Origin of the sequence: Halanaerobium saccharolyticum (assembly GCF_003053565.1) — a bacterium.
Taxonomy (GTDB): domain Bacteria; phylum Bacillota; class Halanaerobiia; order Halanaerobiales; family Halanaerobiaceae; genus Halanaerobium; species Halanaerobium saccharolyticum_B.
On sequence record NZ_QAXS01000011.1, the window covers coordinates 22,233 to 45,740 of the forward strand.

The following is a 23,508-nucleotide window of genomic DNA, read 5'->3' on the forward strand; positions in this document are numbered from 1 at the left end:
ATTTACTTTAATTTATCAGCAATTTTTAATGCTCGTTTTTCTGCTTCATAATAAATTTTTTCCTGATCAAGCGTTTTTAAGATCTTATTTTCCATTAAAACTTTCCCTGCAGCTATAACAGTGTCTACACCTGTACTGTCAGCTGCATAAAATAAATTGGATAGGTTATTGTGGTGGGGATAGAAAAAGGATTTATCTTTGATGTCTATTAACTGTAGATCAGCCTGATAGCCTTCCTCAATCAAACCCACTTCAGTTAGAGCAAGGGCTTCTGCCCCATTTATAGTTAAAAGCTCTAAAATTTCAGCAGCGGCTACTGCTGTTGGATCACTGTACTTAATCTTCTGCAGATAAGAAGCCATCTTTGCTTCTTTGAGCATATCCAGTGAGTTATTGCTGGAAACTCCATCAGTACCCAGGCTGACATTGATTTCATTAGCTAAATATTTTTTAACTGGTGCAATTCCATTTGCCAGTTTGGCATTACTCATAGGATTGTGGGCAATCTGAACCTTTTTATTTCTTAAAATCTCCAGATCTCCCGGCTTCAGATGGACACAGTGTGCAGCCAGAACGTGATTATCAAAAAAATCAAAATCTGCTAAATATTTAATCGGTGAGCTCTGATAATTATCTATAAAATCATCAACTTCCTTTTTACTTTCAGAAAGATGAATATGAATTGGCAGTTTATTTTCCCGGGCCAGCTCTTTTATTTGTTTTAAATAATCTCGCCCACAGGTATAGGGAGCATGTGGAGCCAGCATAGTTGTAATTCTGCCGTCAGCTTTACCATTATAATTAAGGGCAAAATCCAGAGCTTTATCTAAACCTTTCTGACCATCATTGGCTTCGATCAGCCCCTCTGCTAGAACAGCTCTAATTCCGCTTTTTTTAACTATTTCTGCTACTCGATCCATCGCAAAATACATATCAGAAAAGGTTGTAGTTCCGGTTTTTATCATTTCAATTACAGCCAGTGCTGTTCCCCAGTAAATATCTTCAGCATTAATCTCTGCCTCAAAAGGCCAGATTTTATTCTGCAGCCACTTATCCAGCGGCATGTCATCTGCATAACCCCGCATTAAAGTCATAGCAGCATGAGTGTGGGTATTAACATAACCGGGTAATACTATTTTACCGGCAGCATCAATTAAATAATCATATTCTTTAACCTGATCTATTAGAGACATTTTCTCAATTTTTTTGATAATCTGATCTTCAATCAAAATAAATTGATCCTTTTTGGGATCCGAAAAAGGACTATAAATTTCTGCAATATTTTTAATTAAAATTTTCAAATTTTACATCCTCTCCAGCAAAATTTATTTAAATACTTTTTTATAAGCTCTATAAGAATAATCCAGAGCAGAATAAATATTAATTGGGATTACAATATAAAATAAGCTGTTGCCAAAAAAATTAACATCTAATAGTTTTAAAGCAATTGCCAGATACAATAGGGATATAGATAATTTGCCAATAAAGCTGGGGTTAATAAAATTAAGACCATATATATAAGTTATTATTCCAGATAATAAAATAAATAATTCTCGTATTAAAATTATAAATGAGATAAAACGGGGGATAATATTTAAATAAATTAAGACCAGTAAAATACTTATTATTGTTAATTTATCTGCCAGTGGATCAAGTAATTTTCCTATTTTTGATTCCAGATTATATTTTCTGGCAATATAACCATCCAGAAAGTCAGTAAGAGCAGAAAAAGCAAAGAATCCCGCTGCTGCTATAATATTTCCCTGGACAAAATGGTATAAATAAACCGGTATTAAAAAAATTCTAAAAAAAGTTATATAATTGGGGATTGTAAACAAAATTATCACTCCAGGGAATTAATTATTCTCATATTCTTCTTTACCAATAATTTTACCAGCTTCTATTTCCTGATTAATAATATTATATCGTTTATCAAACTCCAGGTGAAGATTAATTTTATTATAACATTTATCACAGACTACTACTTTAGAAATTTCATAGGCAGCATCCCGATTATCTTCATAAACTTTCTGGATATCATAACTTTTTCTAAATAAAAGTTTCATCTGATTCCCACATTTATCATCTTCAACATAAATCTCAATCAAATTGGACTGATTTCCACCAGCAAAAATAGACTTTATTTTATCAAAAATTCCCATCTTCTCTCCTCCTATTAATGAAAATAATCAAAGATAAGTAATTAAAGAGATATACCTAAAAATAGATATATCTCTAATTTTAATTATTCTTCTCCATCAGCTTCAGCAGCAGATTTAGTTCTAGCTCCAAGTTTGTCATCCATCATAAATAATCCCTGGGTTGAATCTCCAACCAGTTTTAATTTATCGACAATTTCGCCCACTGAATCCTCTTCTTCTACCTGCTCATCTACAAACCACTGCAGGAAGGAATGAGTTGCATAATCATTTTCCTCGTCTGCTAGAGCAACTAAATCATTAATCATTGCGGTTACTTTTTCTTCATGAGCAAGTGAATCCTCAAAAACTTCCAGATTAGAATCCCAATCACTTTTTGGTTTATCTATACCCTCAAGAATAACTCTGCCGCCTCTTTCATTAACAAAATCATAAATCTTGCGGGCATGTGCCATTTCTTCTTCAGCCTGCAGGTCCATCCAGCGTGAAAAACCCGCTAAACTTTTATCTTCAAAATAGGCAGCCATAGACTGATATAAATAAGCGGAATAAAGTTCTGCATTAATCTGTTCATTTAAAGCTTTTTCTACATTTTCTTTTAACATAATATTACCTCCAAATTTATAATTTAAAAATCTTCTTCATTATTATTTATTCAACAATAGTTACTAATATCCTGCTTTTTACAGCTTAATTATCTGATTTCAGATTATTAATTTTTTCTAAATATTTATCCATCTTAAATTTTCTTTCCAGTCCCCTGGAATTCATATATCTTACTTTACCAAAAATATCTCTTTCCGTCCAGGCGCGATCATGTTTAGAAAATACCCAGGCTACTCCGGCATAACTGTTTGGATCCCTTCCGTCGAGTGAATATTTATTATTCAGCTTTAAAGCCCCTTGATAGGCCTCTTCTGGATCAGCGGTCCACTCCAGAATTTTTTTGCCCCAGTACATCCGCATATAATTATGCATCTTTCCGGTAATTACCATTTCCTTTTGAGCAGCATTCCAGTATTGATCATGGGTTTCTGCCCTTTCAAGTTCCTGATAATCGTAAATATATTCTCTCTGATCATCCTGATGTTCCATCAGCGACTGATAAGCCCAGTCACTTAAAATATCCTTTAAACCGCCGTCATAGTTTTTATTATAGTAGACAAAGTTAAATGAAAGCTCCCTGCGGACAATTAACTCTTCTAAAAAGGGCTCAGCATCATCTTTAGAATTGATTGCTGCCAGCCCTACCTCCTGAGCTGATATCTGGCCAAAATGCAGATAGGGGCTTAAATCAGATTGATAGTTAAGGTGGGGAATATTTCTTTTTTCCTCATAATCATTTAATTTATGCTGAATAAAATCATCCAGTTTTTTTCTAGCTTCCCGGTAACCACCTTTAAAGTAGTCACTATAAGATTTTTTTTGCTCAAAGTTCATTTTTCCCAAATAACTATCCAGATCAGTAACTAATTCTAACTCATTATTTTTTATTTTTATCTCAGTTTTATTCTGCAGTTTTTCCCGCTGATATTCTACTAAATAATCAGCTCGAATTTTATTAATCTTTTTTCGGATTGTATAGGCTGCATACTCTTCTTTTTCACTCACTTCTGCTACCGGGCAGACTAAATTGCTTTCCACCAGATAAAAAGGTACAGAGATCCTCTCAGCAGCCTTTTCTTTCCACTGACGCAGATGTTTAAGGTAAACTTTTTCGCTGACCACTAAAGATGCATCTTCAACAATTTTTTCTATATCATCAATTTGATGATAATTAAAGAGATAAAAGTTAAGATCTTTATTAGCTAAGTTGGCTTTTATTTCTTTTAAGCCCTCAATCATAAATTTAAAATGTCCAAATTCTGCTTCTGGAAAATCTGAATTTAATAAGAAAAATATTAAAAGAGGCTGATTTAATTGATTTGCTCTTTCAACTGCATACCCCAGGGCCTGGTTATATTCCAGGCGCTGAGATGACTGCATCCAGTAAGCAACAAATTCTTTTTCCTTTAATTCAGCCTCATTAATTTTTTCTATTCTATTTTCTTTAACTAACACAGTTTTGTCCCCTGATCAAAGTGAACATCCAGCTGTGGGTAAGGTATGCCAATTCCAGCTTCATCAAAGGCATCTTTAACATCTTCATGCATGTCAAAATAAACATCCCAGTAATCAGGACCCTTAACCCAGACTTTACAGGCTATATTAACTGAACTGCCTGCATGTTCGGTAACTCGAATTAATGGCTCCGGATCATCCAAAATAAGTTCATGTTTATCAGCAAGCTCTTTTAAAAGAGTAATTGCCTCGTGAAAATCATCATCATATCCTATACCAAAGGTTAAATCAACTCTTCTTTTATCCATTGCTGAATAATTAGTAATACTATCAGTAGCTACATTTCCATTTGGAATAAATATTTTCTTATTGTCAAAAGTTGTCAGGATAGTGTAAAGAATTTGAATTTCCTGCACCTTTCCCTTATATCCAGACACTTCAATAACATCCCCGGCAGAAAAAGGTCTAAATATCAGCAGCATAACCCCACCAGCAAAGTTAGATAGACTTCCCTGTAGAGCAAAGCCAACAGCAAAAGAAGCTGCACCAAGTACTGCTACAAAAGAAGTTACTTCAATCCCAATTGTAGAAGCAATAGAAATAAACAGCAGGATTAATAAAACTGCCCTGGTAATAGACATTAAAAAACTGGTCAATGTTCTATCAAATCTGCCCTGAACATTTTTTTCCAGAACTTTAATAATAAATTTAATTACCCATAAACCAACTAATAAAAATACAATGGCTAATAACAATTTCATTCCGTAATTTGCAACTATCGATTGTAAACCACCTGTAATTTGATCCATATCATTTCCCCCTTCAATCTTGTTATAATAAAATAAAATTTATCTAGCTTACTATATTAATTTCTAGTTAAATACTTACATTCCTGCAAAAGATTAAAATTATTTAGTTATGATATGAAATAAAAAATCCTTATTCATAATTTCTTTGAAATCAGGAATAAGGACTTTTAGGATAGAAAAAAAGAAGAACCGGAAATTTCCGGTCCCTCAATAAGTAATATTATTTCTTAAACATCAACTGTTTCTTTAAAAGACTTACCACTTCTAAATACAGGCACTTTACGTGCTGGAATCTGAATCTCTTCCCCAGTTTGAGGGTTACGTCCTTTTCTGGCACTTCTATCTTTTACTTCAAAAGTACCAAAACCGATTAATTGAACATTATCACGCTTATCTTCTGCTTTCTTAGCTTCAGATTTTAAGTGGTTCATGATAGTATCAATTGTTTCGTTAACAACTTCCCCTGTATCTTTTTTAGTGACACCTGTTTTTTCTGCAACGGCATCAATAAGTTCATTCTTAGTCATGGAAATTCACCCCCTTTTAAAACTAAAACTTTTTGCTGTCATTATTTATTATTCTCGCTATAACAGCGATTTCCTGCTTAATTAAAGAAAAAATTTATAATTTTTCTAGATTTTCCATAAAGAATTATCTACAGCTGATTCCATTTCGGGTTTTTTGCTCCTCAACATCAGCTCTTCAACTGCCTGATAGGGATCTTTGCTTTCAAATAAAACCTGATAAACTTCTTCAGTAATAGGCATTTCTAAATCTATTTCTTCGGAGTTTAACCACCTATAAATTGCTCTGGCAGTTTTAACTCCCTCTACAACCTGGTTAACCTTTTCTTTTGCTTCTAAAAGAGTTTTCCCCTTACCAATTTCAATTCCAAAACGGCGGTTGCGGCTGTGCATACTGGTACAGGTAACTACAAGATCGCCCATACCCGACAGGCCAACCAGCGTTAAGTCACTGGCACCATGATAGTCAACAAAACGGCTCATTTCATTTAAGCCCCTGGTAATTAAAGCAGCACGAGTATTATCACCAAAATCAAGACCGTCACAGATCCCACTGGCCACAGCAATTACATTCTTTAAGGCTCCACCCAGTTCTACCCCTTTAATATCAGGGTTAGTGTAGACCCTAAAATTTTTAGACATAAATAAATCCTGAACTCTTTCAGCTGCATCTTTACTATGGGCTGCCGAAACTATCGCTGTTGGCAGTTTTTCCATAACTTCTTCTGCATGGGTTGGTCCAGAAAGAACAACTACATTCTCAAAACCAGCTTCTTTTATCATTTGCGAGTTAGTTTTAAAAGTTATTTCGTCAATTCCCTTGGCAGTAGAAACCATTATTGTCTCAGAACTGATAAGTTTTTTTAGTTCTGCTAATATACCTGTTAAAGCCTGTGTTGGTACTGAAATCACCACTAGGTCTGTATTTTCCAGGCTTTCTTTTAAATTACTGAAAGCTCTCAATTTACTATTCAGCTTATAGTCAGGAAAATATTTAAAATTTTTCTGTTCCTGATTAATTGAATCAACAACTTTCTGATCTCTGGCGTAAATGCTTACTTCTTCACCATTTTCAGCCAGCAGATTAGCCAGAGCAGTACCCCAGCTGCCGGCACCAATTACTGTAATTTTTGAACTCATTACTCTTTACCACTCTTCCCCAGTTTATCTGGATCCATTCTGTTTTCTTCACCTTTTAAAAGCCGCTTTATGTTTTCACGGTGAGTATACATTACAAAAAGTGATAATAAGGCTGCAAAAAATACATGCTTCCCCTCAAAAGAACTAAAATAAAGTGTCAAAGGGAGTGACATCGAACCAATAATTGACCCCAGAGATACATAGCGGGTTGTAAATACCAGCAGGATCCAAATTACAGCATAAATTAAAAAGGCAAGTGGATATAAGCGCAGAATTACACCAAAGGTTGTAGCAACCCCCTTACCACCGGAAAAGCCAAGAAAAATTGACCAGTCATGACCGGCAATGGCAGCAACAGCAACAAATAAAATGGCTGTTGAAAGGCTGCTTCCGAGAATCATCTGTCCGACCATAACTCCTAAATATCCTTTTAATATATCAAAAACTGCAACTAAAACACCGGCTTTTATGCCCATTACTCTGGCAACATTTGTAGCTCCAATATTTCCACTACCATATTCCCTAACATCTTTTTTCATTACATATTTTGTTAATAAAAAACCGGATGGTATTGACCCGATTAGATAACTTAATAATATCGCAATAAATACCTGCATGATAACCTCCTAGTTTCTCTGTTTTAATTTAAAGTTCATTGGATTTCCCACATAACCAAAGGCTTCTCTGAGTACATTTTCCAAATATCTCTGATAGGCAAAATGCATTAAATTAGGATCATTGACAAAGAAAACAAAAGTTGGAGGTTTTACACCAACCTGACTGCCGTAATAAATTTTCAGCCTTTTTCCTTTTCTACTTGGCGGCTCACGCAGCTGTACAGCTTCGGATATAACCTCATTTAAAATTCCAGTTTTTACCCGCAGATTACTCTGATCAACCACAAATTCAAGCAGAGATAAAAGCTCATCTATTCTCTCACCTGTTAGAGCAGAAATATAGGTGACTGGCACATAATTTAAAAACTTTAACTGATAATAAACTTCGTCAGTATAACGCTCCATAGTTTTAGAATCTTTTTCCATCAGATCCCATTTATTAATTGCAATAACCATTGCCTTACCCTCATCATGAGCATAACCGGCAATTTTCTTATCCTGATCTGTTACACCTTCCTGTGCATCAATCATCATTAAAACTGCATCAGCACGATCAACTGACCTCAGTGCCCTCAGATTACTGTAATATTCTACATCTTCTTTAACCTTTGACTTTCTTCTCAGACCGGCTGTATCAATAAAATTAAATTGAATATCCTTCCATTCAATTAAAGTATCAACTGCATCTCTGGTTGTTCCCGGCATATCACTGACAATTACTCTTTCTTTGCCAATCAAATGGTTAACCAGACTTGACTTACCAACATTAGGTTTACCAATTACTGCAATATTAATTTGATCATTATCACTGTCTTCTACTTCACTTTCCGGCAGCTTAGCAGTTACTTCATCCATCAGCTCACCGGTGTTTTTACCGTGCTCAGCTGAAATCAAAACTGGATCACCAAAACCAAGAGAATAAAATTCCCAACCAATCTCTTCCTGATTAGAAAAATCCTCAACTTTATTTACTACTAAAATGACTTCCTTGTTAGTTCTATATAAAAGCTGAGCAATATCTTCATCAACACCGGTCATCCCTGTTCTGGAATCAACAACAAATAAGATCAGATCTGCTTCTTCCATTGCCAGTTCAGCCTGATACTTAATTTGATTTTTAATTTTATCATTATCATGCATAACTATACCACCGGTATCAATAACATTAAACTTTTTGCCGAGCCACTCTGTTTCTCCATAGATTCTATCCCGAGTAACATTGGGCTCTCCTTCTACTATCGCTCTCCGTCCACCGACTAATCTATTAAAAAGTGTGGACTTGCCAACATTTGGTCTACCTACAATCGCAACTGTAGACTTAGCCATTATTGATCACCTCCATAAATTGATTAATATCACTTACAAACTCTATTCTGTATTCAGATAATTCTTCTAAAAACTCTTCTTTTTTTACATCATCCAGAAATTTCATCTGATCATTTAAAACAACTTCAGGTATAAAAATATTATCATACTTATCTGCCCTTATCTGTTTAATCTTAGCTTTTAAATCCCGTGCTGTTAAAAGACCGGTAACAGTTACTGTTTTACCAAAAAACTCATTTTCAACCACTAAAAAATCAGATTTAAGCTTAGCAGTGCTTTTTAATCGCTCAGACAATTTATTTAAAGCTTTTTTCCCCAGAACAGAAGTTATCACTGCAATCTTTTTTTCTCTCTTAAGGGATTCTGGAAATTTGACTGCCTTTATTTCTTCATTAATTAAAGCTGTTAAGCCGATTCCATTTTCTAACTGTGGAAATTCATTATATTCTTCAACAGCTGGAATTTCAGTATCAGTACTCAAATAGAATTCATCTGCCGCATAAATTAGATTTTCACCAAATTTATTTTTTGCCTGCTGCTGCCAGTAACTGATCTGTTTTAATGAATCCTTCATTTCTTTTTCAGTCATAGTTCGCAGCTCAGCCAGGCCTTCTCGATATTTAGTTAGTCCAACAGGTACTATACCAATCGATAATAACTGCGGATAAAATTCTAAAAGCTCCTTTAAGGTTCTATCCAGCTCTTTTTGATCATTATAACCCGGACAGAGAACTATCTGGGTATGAAACTGAATATTATTCTTTTGAAATAATTTAAGCAGTCTATTAATTTCAGCCGCTTTTGGGTTTTTCATCATTTCAACCCTCAGTTCAGGATTCGTTGTATGAACTGAAATATTCAGTGGACTTAGGTTTTTTTCAATTATTCTTGTTATCTCTTTTTTATCAAGATTTGTCAGAGTTACAAAACTACCCTGTAAAAAAGAAAAACGATAATCATCATCCATCTGATTTAAACTATTCCGCATTTTTTGGGGCTGCTGTTTAACAAAACAAAAAATACAGTTATTTTTACACTGTTTTAAGCCATCAAATACAATTTCTTTAAATTCAATGCCCAGTTCTTCTCCAGGCATCCGCTGAAGCTCAATCTCTTTTCTTAAACCGTCTTCAGTCTCAATTTCCAGTTCAATTACTGGTTCAGAAATCTGATATAAATAATCTATATAATCATTTATTTTTTGACCATTAATGGTGATTATTTTATCATTTGAATTCAAACCTGCTTTAGCAGCGGTAGAATTTTCAATAACCTCTTCTATTTTAACCATCATCCTTCTACCTCCTGTAAGCTTGATAATATCACATTTGTTCTGTTTAGGCAATAATCTGCAGTAAGCATAAAAAAACCCGCCGCCCATAATGGACAGCGGGTGCTTTTTTAATTATTCACCCTGGTCAAAAATATCTCCAACAATTTCTCTAATAGTAGCTCCACCAGATGATGAATTATCATCATTATTACTCTGGGAACTGCTGCTACCACTGCTTCGATTTGAACTTTGAGAACTGCTGCTGGACTTTTCTTTAGGCTCAGGCTTTTCTTCTAATTCTTTTAAGCTTAAACCTACTCTTTCCTGGTCAGCATCAATATTGATAATTTTGGCTTCTCTAACATCACCAACATTAACTACTTCATCAGCAGTTTTAACATGCTTGTGTGATAACTGAGAAATATGAATTAAACCTTCAATACCTTTTTCAACTTCCATAAAGGCACCAAAATCAACCAGTTTAGTAATCTTACCTTCAACAACTTCTCCTTCATAGTGCTTTTCAGCAAATTCTTCCCATGGATCGGGCAGTAACTGCTTTAAGCCAAGAGAAATTCTTTCTTCTTCCTTATTAACTCCAAGTACCTGAACTTCAACTTTTTCGCCTTCAGAAAGAACTTCAGCCGGGCTTTCAATTCTTCCCCAGGACATTTCTGAAATATGAAGTAAACCTTCAATTCCACCCAGGTCAATAAAAGCACCAAAATCAACCAGTTTAGTAACAGTACCTTCTACAGTCTGTCCTTCTTCTAAGCTAGCTAAAGTTTCTTCTTTTTTAGCTGCTCTTTCTTTTTCTAATACCTTTTTAGCAGAAAGAACAACATTATTATTGTCTCTTTCAACTTCAATTACCTTTAAGCGTAATGTTTCTCCAACATAATCGCTTAAGTCATCAACATAGCCAATTGCTACATGAGAAGCAGGGATAAATCCTCTTACTCCAACATCTACAACTAAGCCACCTTTAACTTCTTTTGTAACTTCAGCTTCAATGATTTCATCATTTTCATATGCTTCAACAATTTTTTCCCAGGCTTTTTCATAGTCAGCCTGCTTTTTAGATAAAATCATGTTTCCTTCATCATCTTCTAATGTTAAAATAACTACTTCAATTTCTTCGTCCATGCTTACAATATCATGAGCATCTTCAACAGGACGATGACTTAAATGGCGTAATGGAATAAATCCATCTGTTTTATAATTTACATCAACATAAACACCATTGTCATTAATTTCAACTACAGTACCAGTAACTTTCTGACCTTTTCTTAAATCAGCAATATCATTATCGCTATATTTAAATTCGGCCTCTTCCTGAGTTTCAGCTTCTTCCTCTGCATCTACTTCCGCAGATTCTTCAGCTTCCTCATTGTTATCAGCCTCTTTTTCCTCTGTAGTTTCTTCAGTCTCTTCTGTTGTTTCTTCTACCTCTTCTACCTCTTCTACTGTCTCTTCTACAACCTGCTCTTCTTTTTCCTCTACGTTCTCAGTTGACTCAACATTTACTTCTTTGTTTTCTTCGTTCATTAACTGAATAACCTCCCTTATTAACCAGTCTGGAGTCGATGCTCCAGCTGTAATTCCAACTTTATTTTTTCCAGACAGCCACTCTTTTTTAATTTCAGCGGCTGTTTCTATATGATAAGTAGGGGTGTTTGTGGCTGCACAAATTTCTGCCAGCCTGGTAGTATTAGCACTTTTATGACCCCCTATTACAAACATGATATCTGCATCCTCAGCCAATTTTTTTGCCGAAGATTGACGTACATCTGTAGTATTACAAATAGTGTTAAAAACTTTTAACTCTTTAACTTCTGTGATTACTAAATTAATAATATCCCGAAAAGACTCAGGAGATTTTGTTGTTTGAGCCACAAAACCTACTTTAGCTTTTAGCTCAACAGATTTTAAATCCTCTTTTTCTCTGATTATAATTGCTTTTTTATCACTTGCCCCATAAATGCCCTGAACTTCTGGGTGATCCTGATCACCATAAATAAAGGTTTGATAGCCTTCATCCACCAGCTGTCTGGCATATTTTTGAGCATTTTTAACATAAGGACAGGTAGCATCTATAATCTTAAGATTTTTTTCTCTTGCCTGCTCAATGATTTCTGGTGCTACTCCATGTGAACGGATAATAACTATCCCAGAATCTATCTCGGCAAGTGAAGAGGCCACTTTAACATTTTTTTCTTCCAACTTTTTAACAACCTGTGGATTGTGAATTAGTGGTCCCAGTGTATAAACATTTAAATCATCATTTTCACTGGCAGCTTCCAGAACCATATCTATAGCTCTTTCTACACCAAAACAAAATCCAGCCTCTTCTGCTGTAATAACCTCCAGAACCTTCACCTCCTTCCAGCACAACACCAACAGTTGAACAGTGCACCCTGAAAATAAACAGGGTACCTCTTAAACTTTTTTCTCTATCAATCTCTAAAATCCTTCTTTAAATCCAAAAAAATTTAAAAAAGAAGCAAAAAACTTCTGCATTGACCTTTACTCTTGATAATTTAGCTCTTTTTGAATTCTGGCCTTAATAAATTGAGCGGCCTCTTTTCGCTCTTCTTTACTCAGTCTTTTTTGAGCAAATTGTTCTAAGCCAAAAGGTTTTCCGATATTTACTGTAATTCTACCATCTTTTTTAACATTTTTAATTCCAACTGGTAAAACCGGAGCCCCACTTTTAATAGCCAGCATAACTGAACCGGCTTTAGGGTTCCCAAGTTTTCCTTCAGGACGTCTGGTTCCCTCAGGGAAAAGACCAAGCACCTCTCCATTTTTAATAACAGAGAGCGACTTTTTGACGGCAGTAATGTCATTTGTACTGCGGTCAACCGGAAAAGCATCTGCTAAAAATAAGACAAATCTTAAAATCGGGTTTTTAAACAATTCCTTTTTGGCCATAAACCTCACTGGCCTTGAGAAAATAGCTGCCAGCAGGGGAGGATCATAAGCACTGATATGATTTGACATAATGATTACTCCACCCTGATCTGGTAGATTTTCTCTGCCATTTATCTTAATTCTAAAAAATATTTTAAAGATGGCAAAGAGCAGCAGTCTAATAATCTGATAGATAATTTTTTTCACTGTACTTCACCTTCAATAATTTCTATCATTTTAGCAAGTACCTCGTCAATAGATAAATTGGTTGTGTCCACCAAAACAGCATCTTCTGCTTTTTTTAGTGGTGAATGTTCACGCTCACTATCCATTTTATCTCTGCGAGCAATGCTTTCTTTTATTTTTTCAAAATCTGCATCTTTATTTTTGGACCTGACTTCCTGATATCTTCTTCTGGCTCTTTCCTCTAAAGATGCTGTCAAAAAGAATTTATGGTCTGCTTCAGGTAAAACAACCGTAGTAATATCACGCCCATCCATAACAACCTTGTTGTTCCGGGCAAGCTGCTGCTGTTTTTTTACTAAAACATCCCGCACTCCTTTAACTGCAGCTGTCTGAGAAACATGTTTATTAACCTCTGCTTTTCTAATTTCTTCACTCACATTTTCTCCATCAAGGAAAATTTCGCCTTTTTGATCAAAACTGATATCTATTTTCCTGGCAAGCTCTATCAGCTTCTCCTGCTGATTAAAATCAATATTTTCCCGCAGAGCAGCCAGAGTTACAGCTCTATACATGGCACCAGTATCAAGATGCAGATAATTTAATTTTTGGGCCAGCAGCCTGGCAATTGTACTTTTACCTGCTCCACCTGGACCATCAATTGCTACTACATTTTCCATTTAGATCTCAACACCTTTATAGTTATATTTATTTAACTAAATCAGGCCTCAGTTTTTCAGCTTTTCTTAAATATTGATGTTTTACCTGACTTTTTTCTCTATTCCCATCAACATGCACTAATAATCTTATCATTTTTTGACTACTATTTTCAACCTTCATTTCCTGCATACATAAAATAGGGGTTAAATCATAGCCAATTTCTCTTAATGCTTTACCGGGATAAACCTTTGTTAGATCATCAGTTGTTGTGGTAATGATACTAATTAAATCTTCTTTTTTAAGCTGATTTGCCTGGATCAGATTCTGCATTACTTCTTTAGTTGCAGCCAGAATATCTTCTTCAGTATTTTTTTCAACACTGATCGCTCCTCTTATTGCATACACTGTCTTATCCCCCTGTTAACTAATCAAGTTTATTTAATTTATCTAAAGCAACTTTTGCTGCTTCCTGCTCAGCTTCCTTTTTACTTGACCCCTGCCCGGAGCCAAGATTATCTTCATTTAATTTTACAGCAACTATAAAAGTTTTATTGTGATCAGGACCTTCTTCATCAACCACTTCATATTCCGGTCTGTGATTGCCATTTTCCTGGATCACTTCCTGCAGCATTGTTTTATAATCCTGAATATGATTTCCCTCTGCTACATTTATGATATCAATTTTAAGCAGCTCAAGTATAAAATCTGCTGCTGCTGTAAAACCCTGGTCAAGATATAAAGCACCAAAAATTGCTTCCATAGTATCTGCTAAAATTGAATCTCTTTCTCTACCACCTGTCATTTCTTCTCCTTTACCCAAGAAAAGGAACTGTCCGAGTTCAATTCTTTTGGCAACTTCTGCTAATATTGGGGCACTTACAATAACTGCCCGCATTTTTGCCAGCTCTCCCTCTGGTAAATCAGCAAACTTATTGAATATATAAGTGCTGACCGAAAGGCTTAAAACAGAATCTCCCAAAAACTCTAAACGTTCATTGTCCTTAATATTAAGACGCCTGTTTTCATTGGGGTATGACTTGTGGGTTAAGGCTCTCTGGATTAACAACTTATTATTAAATTCCAGTTTTAGACTCTTTTCAAATTCTTTAATTTTTCTCTGATTAAACAATTTTCCCATTAATATCTCACCATCCATTAAAATAAATAAAAGGGATGAAAACTCCACAGAGGGAGCTTCATCCTTAAATATTGTTTAAAGAATATCTTCTAAATAACTTACAGCATCCTCTACTGTGCGAATGTCTTCTGCATCTTCATCAGGGATTTCTACATCAAATTCTTCTTCAAATGCCATTACTAATTCTACCACATCTAAAGAATCTGCTCCAAGATCTTCTATAAATGAAGAGTCTTCAGTAACTTCATCTCTGTCAACTGCTAATTCTTCTGCTACAATATCAATAACTTTATCTAAGATATTATCCACTCCATTCACCTCCTTCCCAGGGCCTTGAGCTCAAAACAAGTTAAGCGCCCATGCCTCCATCAATTTTAATTACTTCACCATTTATGTAGTTTGCATTATCTGAAGCTAAAAATGATACTAAATCTGCTACTTCTTCTGCTCTGCCAAAACGAGCCAGAGGAACCTGTTCTATGATTCCCTCTTTGATACTGTCACTCAGCTCATCTGTCATTTCTGTATCTATAAAGCCAGGAGCTATTGCATTTGAGCAGACTCCTTTTGTAGCCAGTTCTTTGGCCATTGTTTTAGTAAAGCCAACAATTCCTGCTTTTGCAGCTGAATAATTAGCCTGACCTGCATTACCATTAACTCCTACCACAGAAGATAGATTAATTAACTTAGCATTTTCAGCTTTAAGTAAATATCTTACTGCATTTTTGGTGCAGTTAAATACACCTTTTAAATTAATATCTAAAACCTGATCCCAGTCTTCTTCCTTCATTCTTAAAATAAGCTTATCCTTTGTAATTCCGGCATTGTTAACCAAAACATTAAGGCCGCCCATTTTTTTATAAGCAGTTTTAACTAGGTTCGCTGCCTGATCGAAATCACTCACATCAGCCTGAATCAGATGAGCAGTACCACCAGCCGCTTCAATTTCACTTTTAACATCTTCGGCTCTTTCCTTAGAATGAGCATAATTAATAACAACTTCTGCCCCTAAAGCAGCCATTTTCTTTGCTATTTCAGCTCCTATGCCGCGGGAGCTTCCTGTGATTAATACTTTTTTATCGTTAAGGTTTATCAAATTTGACACCTCTTTTTTCTTATAATAAATTTAAGATATTATATTACTTCAGCAGACTGTGACTATTTTTAATAACAGCTTCTGCTTCTTCAATAATCTCATCTACTATTTCTCTTACACTTTTAATTTCAGAAATCATTCCTGAAATCTGACCGGCCATTACACTACCCTGGTCAACATCACCATCAATAACAGCGTCTCGAAGCTTACCTGATCCCAGTTCTTCTACTTCTTCAGGTTTGGCCCCTTCCTTTTCCAGCCTGTCTATCTCTTTAGTCAGCTTGTTTTTAAGGTTTCGCACCGGATGGCCTGTGCTGCGGCCTGTAACAACTGCATCACGATCTCTGGCTCCTACAATGGCCTTTTTAAAGTCTTCAGAAGCAGTACACTCTTCAGAACAGACAAATCTGGTCCCAATCTGAGCACCCTTTGCTCCCAGAGCAAGCACTGCCGCCAGACCCCGGCCGTCAGCAACTCCACCAGCTGCTATTACCGGTACCTCAACTGCATTAACTACCTGAGGTACTAAAGCCATAGTAGTCAGCTCTCCGATATGACCTCCAGCCTCTGTTCCTTCTACTATAACTGCATCTACCTTTAGCCTTTCCATTCTTCTGGCTAAAGCTACAGAAGGAACTACAGGAATAACTTTAGATCCTACTTCCTGAAATCTTTTTACATGTTTACCAGGATTACCGGCACCTGTAGTAATTACAGGAACTTTTTTCTCTATTGCCAGTTCTATTATATCATCTGCAAAAGGAGAGAGTAACATAATATTTAAACCAAATGGTTTATCTGTCAGTTCTCTTACCTTTTCAATTTCTTTTTCAATAACATCTGCCGGAGCATTACCAGCTCCAATTATACCCAGGCCACCTGCACTGGAAACAGCTGCAGCAAGTTCGCCAGTTGCAACCCAGGCCATACCTCCCTGAATAATTGGCTTCTCAATCTCTAGTAAATCACATAGTTCAGTTTTCAATGCCATTTATTCCAACTCCTCATTCTTTTCTAACTCACTTTTTATCAGTGCTACTATATCTTCTTTAACAGTATTTTTAGCAGTTTTAACAGCATTATAAATAGCAGTCCCATCCGAACTACCGTGACTGATAATAACAATACCATTAACCCCTAATAAAGGAGCTCCTCCATACTGTCTGTAATCAATTTTTTTCAAAACTTTTTTTAAATATGGTTTCAATAACAGCGCAGCCAGTTTTGATCTTAGATTAGTCTGAAAGCTTTCCTTAATTAAATCAAGAAAAAATGAAGCTGCCCCTTCTGTTGTTTTTAAAACTACATTGCCGACAAATCCATCTGTTACAACAACATCAACTTTGTCACTGAAAATATCTCTACCTTCAACATTACCAATAAAATTTTTGATCCGCTGATCATTACTTAAAATTTCATAGCTTTCTTTGCTTAAATTATTTCCCTTGCTCTCCTCTTCCCCAATATTTAAAAGAGCAACTTTAGGATTATCAATCTTCATTAAATTTTCCGCATAAAGCTGGCCCATCAAAGCAAACTGCTGTAGATTTTCGGGGCTGCAGTCAGTGTTGGCTCCATTATCTAAAACCAGAGTACTGCCATTTGCAGCAGGAAACTGAATTGCAATTGGTGGTCTAGAAACACCTTTAATCCGACCTACCCTTAATAATCCAGCTGCCATCACCGAACCTGTATTACCTGGAGAAATAAAAGCATCAACTTTTTGATCCTTCAATAATCCTGCACCTACATTAACTGTTGCATTTTTCTTGCTGCGCAGAGCTTTGATTGGAGATTCTTGCATCGTAATTATTTGATCAGCATTTTCTATTTTAAGCCTTTTCGAATCAAAGTCAGTTTTTGCTAACTCTTCGCTTATAATATCATATTCACCAATCAGGGTCAATTCAATTTCTGCTTCTTCTCTCAATGCTTTTAAAGCTCCTGCAATTAATTCTGCAGCATCCTTTTCTCCACTCATAACATCAACAGCTATTCTATACAATATTGCCGCCTCCCGGGTTCAAAAAAAGAAAATTTATATCTGTATCATTTGGAAAACATTATATCTCAACCGTCGGTCAAATGCAAGTTTATGGCAAGAAAAAAACAGAGAATCTCCTGCAGAGAGATCTCTGTTTTTCTAAAATATTTTAATTTCCGCTCACCTTTTTGCCATCATAATGTCCACATTCAGGGCATACATGATGAGGTAAAATCTTTTCATGGCAGTTTGAACATTCTACTAGACTTGGAGCACTCAGCTTCTTATGAGTACGTCTTTTACGCTTACGAGTTTTAGAAGTTCGTTTCTTTGGTACAGCCATTATATACACCTCCTTTGCTTATTTATCTTCACTTTCATTATAAAAGTCTTTAAGCTTTGCCAGACGTGGATCAACCACTTCTACCTCACAGTCACATTCCTCTTCATTTAAGTTCTGACCACATTCAGGACAGATGCCCTTGCAGTCTTCAGAACAGAGAGGTTTCATGGGTAAGGATAAAATAATGTTATCCACGACTATTTCGTCTAAATATAGTTCTTCCTCATCTTCCATTTCACTTTTTAAAATATCTTCGGAAATATCGAGCTCAACAGGAGAACTATACTTTTGTAAGCAGCGACTGCAGCTTAAAATTAATTCTGCTTGCAATTTACCATTTACTACAAAAGAATCACTGGTATTAAAAATCTCTAAGTCAAGCTTAATTGGTTCTTCAATTTCAATTTCGCGGTTAGCAAATTCTAAATCATGAAATTCAAGCTCCAGTGATACCTGTTTGCTACCTCCAATTTCTTTTAAATCGCTGAGGTTTATATACAATTTATCTGATCACCCCTGTAAATAGCCACGTTTTATTATATAAAAAGCAGCCTAAACTGTCAAGAAGAAATTTACTTATTTACTAATTCCATTGTATCTCTGGCGATAACCAATTCCTCGTTTGTTGGAATAACCATTGCTTTAACTTTAGAATCATCAGTTGAAATAAATACTTCCTTACCACGGCTGTCATTTGCCTCATGGTCTACCTCTACTCCTAAATATTCAAGTCCTTCCAGAACTCCTGCTCTGGTATCTATAGAATTTTCACCGATTCCGGCTGTAAAGACAATAGCATCAACACCGCCCATTGCAGCTGTATAAGCTCCAATATATTTCTTCACTCTGTAATTAAAGAGTTCAATTGCAATTTCTGCCTGATGATTTCCTTCAGCAGCAGCATCTTCTACATCACGAGAATCACTGCTGACACCGGAAACACCTAAAAGACCACTTTCTTTATTCAAGATATCATCCATCTCTGAAGCGGAAATATCTTCCTTATCCATGATAAATGGAATTATAGCCGGATCAATATCTCCACAGCGGGTACCCATTACCAGGCCTTCTAAAGGAGTTAATCCCATACTTGTATCTACAGATTTACCATTTTTAACTGCTGCTACACTGGCACCATTACCTAGATGACAGGTCACAATTTTAAGTTCAGATAAAGGTTGATCCATCATCTGAGCTGCTCGTTTAGCAACAAAGCCGTGAGAAGTTCCGTGAAAACCATATCTTCTTACCCCATATTTCTTATAATATTCATAAGGAAGGGCATAAATAAATGCTTTCTCTGGCATTGACTGGTGGAAAGCTGTATCAAAAACTCCAACCTGAGGTTTGTCAGGCATTAGTTCTTTACAAACTTTAATCCCCATAATATTAGGAGGATTGTGTAAAGGAGCTAAATCAGCAACATCTTCCAGTTTTTTAATTGCCTGATCATCAATTATAGTAGATTCTGCAAATGCTTCCCCACCGTGAACAATTCGGTGTCCAATCGCCTCTACTTCATCCATATCTTCCAGTACACCGTGGTCTTTGGAAAGCAGTGTTTCTATTAATAATTCAATTCCTACCTTATGTGTAGGAATATCTTTTTCAATTACAATTTCTTCACCTGCACCATTTTCATATTCTAAAAATGAGTCATCAATTCCAATTCTTTGAATTAAACCCTTTGCCAGTACACTCTCTGTTTCCATATTGAATAACTGATACTTTAAAGACGAACTACCACTATTAATTACAAGTATTTTCATTTTCTTCCCCCTATAAATTTTATTTATTTTGAGCCTGTACTGCTGTAATTGCTGTTAAATTAACAACATCATCTACTGAACAGCCGCGAGACAGGTCATTGATTGGTGCTGCCAGCCCCTGTAGAATTGGACCAACTGCATCTGCACCTGCAAGTCTCTGTACAAGCTTATAACCAATATTTCCTGACTGTAAATCAGGGAAAACTAAAACATTTGCTCTTCCAGCTATTTCACTGTCTGGAGCTTTTCTTTGACCAACACTTTCTACTAAAGCAGCATCTGCCTGCATTTCACCGTCAATCTTTAAATGAGGTGCATTCTGATGGGCAATCTTTACTGCCTGCTGTACATTATCTACATTTTCATGCCGGGCACTGCCCATTGTGGAGAATGAAAGCATCGCTACTTTTGGATCAAAATCTAATAATCTGTGTGCTGTATCAGCTGTAGTTATCGCTATCTCTGCCAGCTGTTCTGAATTTGGAGCTGGATTTACAGCACAGTCAGAAAAGACCATTACTCCCTCTTCTCCAAATGATTTATCTTTAAGGACCATTATAATTGCACTGGAAACTGTTGAAATCCCTTCTGCAGTTTTTACTATCTGAAAAGCCGGTCTTAAAACATTACCGGTTGCATTAGCTGCTCCGGCAACCATTCCATCTGCTTTATCTGTATAAATCATCATTGTTCCAAAATACAGTGGGTCTTTGATAGCTTTTTCTGCTTCTTCCCGGCTAATCCCTTTATGTTTTCTTAATTCAAAAAATTCATCTCTGAACTCAGTTATGTAATCAGAATTTTCAGGATCAATAATTTCAACCCCGTCTAAATCAACTTCATACTCCTCTGCAGATTTTTGAATAGATTTTAGATTACCTAAAATTACAATTTCGGCAATCCCTTCAGCTTCTATTTCTGCTGCGGCTTTAACTATTCTTTCGTCATCACCTTCAGCAAAAACAATTTTCTTTAAATCAGAAGCTGCTCTCTCCTTGAAATTTTTAAGTACATCCATCTTAAATATCCTCCCCCGTGGTTTTAAAATATGTAATTTGTTCTTTATATATTTATTTGCTATTATATATATAATACTGTGTTAAAGTATCAAATCCTTCTTTATAGAAAGAAGTTCGAAAAGTAAAACTTTTATTATACAGTAGTACTTAATTAATTAAATCAAATTTAAATAATGAGGTGTTTTTATGGCATTAACTGCATTGATTACAGAATATAACCCTTTTCATAATGGTCATCAATATCATCTAAACCAGAGTAAAAAAATAACAAAAAATGATGAGCTGCTTGTAATTATGAGTGGGAATTTTACTCAGCGTGGAGATGCAGCTCTTTTAGATAAATGGGCTCGAACACGGCAGGCCCTAAAATGTGGTGCTGATCTTGTTCTAGAACTCCCTTTAATTTATAATATTCGGAGTGCTGAATATTTTGCTCATTACTCGGTTTTAAGTTTAGAAAAAACTAAGCTGGTAGATTCAATTGTCTTCGGCAGTGAAGCCGGCAATATTGAGATCCTTACTGCTGCTGCAGACGCATTTGCAAATGAAAGCTCTGAATTTAAAGCTGAACTGCAGAGATATTTGAAAACTGGTATTGATTTTCCAACCGCAAGGCGCCAAGCCCTCCTTGCCTGCATTCAGTATTATCCAAAGCTGCAGAAATTTAACAAAAATCATATCGAAAAAGTATTGAAAGCTCCCAATAACATCCTGGGCATAGAATATCTAAAGTCATTAATTAAGTTAGATTCAGATATCAAGCCATATACTATTAAAAGAACCGGTACAGACTACCACAGCCAAAATATAAATAAAAACTATGCCAGCGCTTCCCTGATCAGAAATATTATTAATTCTAAAGCCCGGGCTGAGGCAGTGACTGATGTCAGAAGTTTAATGCCAGCTGAGTCCTGGAAAATTTTAAAAGATGAAATCAAACAGGGACGTTATGTTACAAAGAAGGCTGAAGAAAAGCTTTTCAACAAAGTAGTTGATCAGTTAAGACGCCTTCAGGCTGATGATTTAAGAAAATATAAGGGTATTAAAAACGGACTGGAAAATAGAATAATTGAGAAAGCAGCGGCTGCTTATAATTCTGATTCATTTCTGGAATCTCTGAAATCTAAAAATCTAACAGAAAGCAGGCTTAAAAGAAAACTGCTGCAGCTTTATTTTGAGCTTGAATCTGAAAAAATAAAGCTGGTAGAAAAAAATGCTCCTCACTATCTAAGAGTGCTGGGAATACGAAAAGGTAAAGAATATTTACTTTCTCAGCTCAAAGCAAAATCTGAGCTTGAAATAATAATCAATCCAGCTGCAGAATTGAATTCTGTTGATTTAAAGACCAGTAATCCACTTGCGCTTTCCTTGAGTTATGATCTACTGGCTTCAGACCTTTATTCACTGCTGTATCAGAACCCAGCGCACAGTAAATCTCACAGAGATTTTTACCAGAAATTAATTAAAATCTAAACTATCCCTTATAATTCAAGGTCTTTTTCGAGATATTCAATAATATCAGTAATATTATTAACTTTTAAAAGTTCTAAGTCAGCTGCATATTCAGAGGCTTCTTGATAATTATCTTCTGGTACAATAAATAAATCAACACCGGCCTCTTTAGCTGCCATAATCTTATATTTAACTCCATCTATCCGACCGATTTCGCCGTCAAGACTAATTGTTCCTGTACCAGCTATTCTTCTGCCGCCGGTAATATCATCCGGAATTAATTGATTATAAATTTCCATACTAAAAACACTGCCAGCTGAAGGACCAATAATATTTTCTGTTTCAAAATTGACCTCACCCGGAATCTTATAATCCAGTCCTTTGGAGCTGATTAAAACACCAATTGAAGGATTTCCTTCATTACCCTCAAGTTCAAGGGTCTCTAAATCGAATTTCAGCTCTTCTCCCTCGCGAATAACTGTTATTTCAACTACATCACCTATGTTTCGGTTTTTAATAATATTAACTGCATCAGCTGCCATTTCAACTTTTTTGCCATCAACAGCTGTAATTAAATCACCTTTTTTTAGGTTATTGTAGGCGCTTCCATTTTCCATTACCTCTACAATTTCTGCACCTTCTCCAGAAACTTCAACCTGATAGCCAGCCTGTCTAAAAGCAACAGCCTGAGCCTGAAGTTTACTTTCTTCCATCAGTTCAGCCATTAATTCTATATATTCATTCATCTCCATATTTTCCGGCAGCTGTTCAGAAATAGCTGTTAATTCCTTATCTTCAGGTGCAAAAAGTGAAATATAGAAATAATCCCAGGCCACTGCTCTTCTGCTGCTAACCGCCGTCAGCAAAAACTCTCCCTGGTTTTCATAGCCATCTTTTACCTCAATCATCGGCGAAAGTTCAGCTGCAATTCCAGGCTCCATAACCTGATAGGGCACCGGTATAAAATGACTGATCACAAATAAAATAAATATTATTCCTATTAACCGAGAATAAAACTTTTTTAATCTTTTATTTCTCATAA

Annotated in this window: 26 protein-coding genes; 1 reads left to right on the forward strand and 25 read right to left on the reverse strand. The window is 35.7% G+C overall.

Annotation, left to right across the window (positions count from 1 at the left end):
• Positions 1 to 2 precede the first annotated feature (2 nt).
• From C8C76_RS06120 to pta, 24 genes are all read right to left on the reverse strand, one after another.
• Entirely contained in the window at positions 3 to 1,301 is a 1,299-nt protein-coding gene (locus C8C76_RS06120; protein WP_108139657.1) for an amidohydrolase, read from the reverse strand.
• A 24-nt stretch (positions 1,302 to 1,325) separates the two neighbouring features.
• A complete protein-coding gene (locus C8C76_RS06125) occupies positions 1,326 to 1,847 on the reverse strand; it encodes a CDP-alcohol phosphatidyltransferase family protein (protein ID WP_375135268.1) in 522 nt (173 codons plus the stop codon).
• A gap of 9 nt (positions 1,848 to 1,856) precedes the next feature.
• On the reverse strand, positions 1,857 to 2,162 hold the full coding sequence (locus C8C76_RS06130; protein ID WP_108139660.1) for a hypothetical protein: 306 nt from the start codon (positions 2,160 to 2,162) through the stop codon (positions 1,857 to 1,859).
• A gap of 83 nt (positions 2,163 to 2,245) precedes the next feature.
• Complete coding sequence (locus tag C8C76_RS06135; RefSeq protein WP_108139662.1) at positions 2,246 to 2,764, reverse strand: ferritin; 519 nt, start codon at positions 2,762 to 2,764, stop codon at positions 2,246 to 2,248.
• A gap of 85 nt (positions 2,765 to 2,849) precedes the next feature.
• Positions 2,850 to 4,220 carry a deoxyribodipyrimidine photo-lyase gene (locus C8C76_RS06140; protein WP_108139664.1) on the reverse strand — a complete coding sequence of 457 codons (1,371 nt, stop codon included), beginning with the start codon at positions 4,218 to 4,220 and terminating at the stop codon, positions 2,850 to 2,852.
• Positions 4,214 to 5,029 carry a mechanosensitive ion channel family protein gene (locus C8C76_RS06145; RefSeq protein WP_108139666.1) on the reverse strand — a complete coding sequence of 272 codons (816 nt, stop codon included), beginning with the start codon at positions 5,027 to 5,029 and terminating at the stop codon, positions 4,214 to 4,216. The genes C8C76_RS06140 and C8C76_RS06145 overlap by 7 nt, the downstream gene beginning before the upstream one ends.
• Before the next feature lie 227 nt (positions 5,030 to 5,256).
• The gene (locus tag C8C76_RS06150; protein ID WP_108139668.1) at positions 5,257 to 5,556 is read right to left on the reverse strand and encodes an HU family DNA-binding protein; all 300 of its coding nucleotides are present in this window, start codon (positions 5,554 to 5,556) and stop codon (positions 5,257 to 5,259) included.
• A gap of 105 nt (positions 5,557 to 5,661) precedes the next feature.
• Positions 5,662 to 6,693: an NAD(P)H-dependent glycerol-3-phosphate dehydrogenase gene (locus C8C76_RS06155; protein ID WP_108139670.1), complete on the reverse strand. Its 1,032-nt coding sequence runs from the start codon at positions 6,691 to 6,693 to the stop codon at positions 5,662 to 5,664.
• Complete coding sequence (gene plsY, locus C8C76_RS06160) at positions 6,693 to 7,310, reverse strand: glycerol-3-phosphate 1-O-acyltransferase PlsY (protein WP_108139673.1); 618 nt, start codon at positions 7,308 to 7,310, stop codon at positions 6,693 to 6,695. The genes C8C76_RS06155 and plsY overlap by 1 nt, the downstream gene beginning before the upstream one ends.
• Before the next feature lie 9 nt (positions 7,311 to 7,319).
• The gene (der, locus tag C8C76_RS06165) at positions 7,320 to 8,636 is read right to left on the reverse strand and encodes a ribosome biogenesis GTPase Der (protein WP_108139675.1); all 1,317 of its coding nucleotides are present in this window, start codon (positions 8,634 to 8,636) and stop codon (positions 7,320 to 7,322) included.
• Positions 8,629 to 9,930, reverse strand: coding sequence for a DUF512 domain-containing protein (locus tag C8C76_RS06170; RefSeq protein WP_258222432.1), 1,302 nt, complete (start codon positions 9,928 to 9,930; stop codon positions 8,629 to 8,631). The genes der and C8C76_RS06170 overlap by 8 nt, the downstream gene beginning before the upstream one ends.
• Before the next feature lie 111 nt (positions 9,931 to 10,041).
• Entirely contained in the window at positions 10,042 to 12,288 is a 2,247-nt protein-coding gene (locus tag C8C76_RS06175) for a bifunctional 4-hydroxy-3-methylbut-2-enyl diphosphate reductase/30S ribosomal protein S1 (protein WP_108139677.1), read from the reverse strand.
• A 147-nt stretch (positions 12,289 to 12,435) separates the two neighbouring features.
• Entirely contained in the window at positions 12,436 to 13,029 is a 594-nt protein-coding gene (locus C8C76_RS06180; RefSeq protein WP_108139679.1) for a lysophospholipid acyltransferase family protein, read from the reverse strand.
• Positions 13,026 to 13,685 carry a (d)CMP kinase gene (cmk, locus tag C8C76_RS06185; protein ID WP_108139681.1) on the reverse strand — a complete coding sequence of 220 codons (660 nt, stop codon included), beginning with the start codon at positions 13,683 to 13,685 and terminating at the stop codon, positions 13,026 to 13,028. Before cmk ends, C8C76_RS06180 begins: the two co-directional genes overlap by 4 nt.
• Positions 13,686 to 13,713: 28 nt before the next feature.
• Positions 13,714 to 14,070 (reverse strand): chorismate mutase, encoded by a 357-nt coding sequence (gene aroH, locus C8C76_RS06190; RefSeq protein ID WP_108139683.1) that lies wholly within the window; start codon positions 14,068 to 14,070, stop codon positions 13,714 to 13,716.
• Positions 14,071 to 14,089: 19 nt separating this feature from the next.
• On the reverse strand, positions 14,090 to 14,803 hold the full coding sequence (rnc, locus tag C8C76_RS06195; RefSeq protein WP_108139762.1) for a ribonuclease III: 714 nt from the start codon (positions 14,801 to 14,803) through the stop codon (positions 14,090 to 14,092).
• 75 nt (positions 14,804 to 14,878) lie between these two features.
• A complete protein-coding gene (locus tag C8C76_RS06200; protein WP_133530785.1) occupies positions 14,879 to 15,112 on the reverse strand; it encodes an acyl carrier protein in 234 nt (77 codons plus the stop codon).
• 40 nt (positions 15,113 to 15,152) lie between these two features.
• Complete coding sequence (gene fabG / locus C8C76_RS06205) at positions 15,153 to 15,899, reverse strand: 3-oxoacyl-[acyl-carrier-protein] reductase (protein ID WP_108139686.1); 747 nt, start codon at positions 15,897 to 15,899, stop codon at positions 15,153 to 15,155.
• A gap of 43 nt (positions 15,900 to 15,942) precedes the next feature.
• The gene (gene fabK, locus C8C76_RS06210) at positions 15,943 to 16,890 is read right to left on the reverse strand and encodes an enoyl-[acyl-carrier-protein] reductase FabK (protein ID WP_108139688.1); all 948 of its coding nucleotides are present in this window, start codon (positions 16,888 to 16,890) and stop codon (positions 15,943 to 15,945) included.
• Positions 16,891 to 17,904 carry a phosphate acyltransferase PlsX gene (plsX, locus tag C8C76_RS06215; protein ID WP_108139690.1) on the reverse strand — a complete coding sequence of 338 codons (1,014 nt, stop codon included), beginning with the start codon at positions 17,902 to 17,904 and terminating at the stop codon, positions 16,891 to 16,893.
• A gap of 148 nt (positions 17,905 to 18,052) precedes the next feature.
• A complete protein-coding gene (gene rpmF / locus C8C76_RS06220) occupies positions 18,053 to 18,226 on the reverse strand; it encodes a 50S ribosomal protein L32 (protein WP_108139692.1) in 174 nt (57 codons plus the stop codon).
• An 18-nt stretch (positions 18,227 to 18,244) separates the two neighbouring features.
• Positions 18,245 to 18,727, reverse strand: coding sequence for a YceD family protein (locus C8C76_RS06225; RefSeq protein ID WP_108139693.1), 483 nt, complete (start codon positions 18,725 to 18,727; stop codon positions 18,245 to 18,247).
• A gap of 71 nt (positions 18,728 to 18,798) precedes the next feature.
• Positions 18,799 to 19,995 (reverse strand): acetate/propionate family kinase, encoded by a 1,197-nt coding sequence (locus C8C76_RS06230; protein WP_108139695.1) that lies wholly within the window; start codon positions 19,993 to 19,995, stop codon positions 18,799 to 18,801.
• Between the two features lie 19 nt (positions 19,996 to 20,014).
• Positions 20,015 to 21,013, reverse strand: a complete 999-nt coding sequence (gene pta, locus C8C76_RS06235) for a phosphate acetyltransferase (RefSeq protein WP_108139697.1) — start codon at positions 21,011 to 21,013, stop codon at positions 20,015 to 20,017.
• Between the two features lie 187 nt (positions 21,014 to 21,200).
• Between pta and C8C76_RS06240 the strand changes: the two genes are divergently transcribed.
• On the forward strand, positions 21,201 to 22,487 hold the full coding sequence (locus tag C8C76_RS06240; protein WP_108139699.1) for a nucleotidyltransferase: 1,287 nt from the start codon (positions 21,201 to 21,203) through the stop codon (positions 22,485 to 22,487).
• A gap of 8 nt (positions 22,488 to 22,495) precedes the next feature.
• Here the strand turns inward: C8C76_RS06240 and C8C76_RS06245 are convergent, their stop codons facing one another.
• Positions 22,496 to 23,506, reverse strand: a complete 1,011-nt coding sequence (locus tag C8C76_RS06245) for a YlbL family protein (protein WP_108139701.1) — start codon at positions 23,504 to 23,506, stop codon at positions 22,496 to 22,498.
• Positions 23,507 to 23,508: the final 2 nt, after the last annotated feature.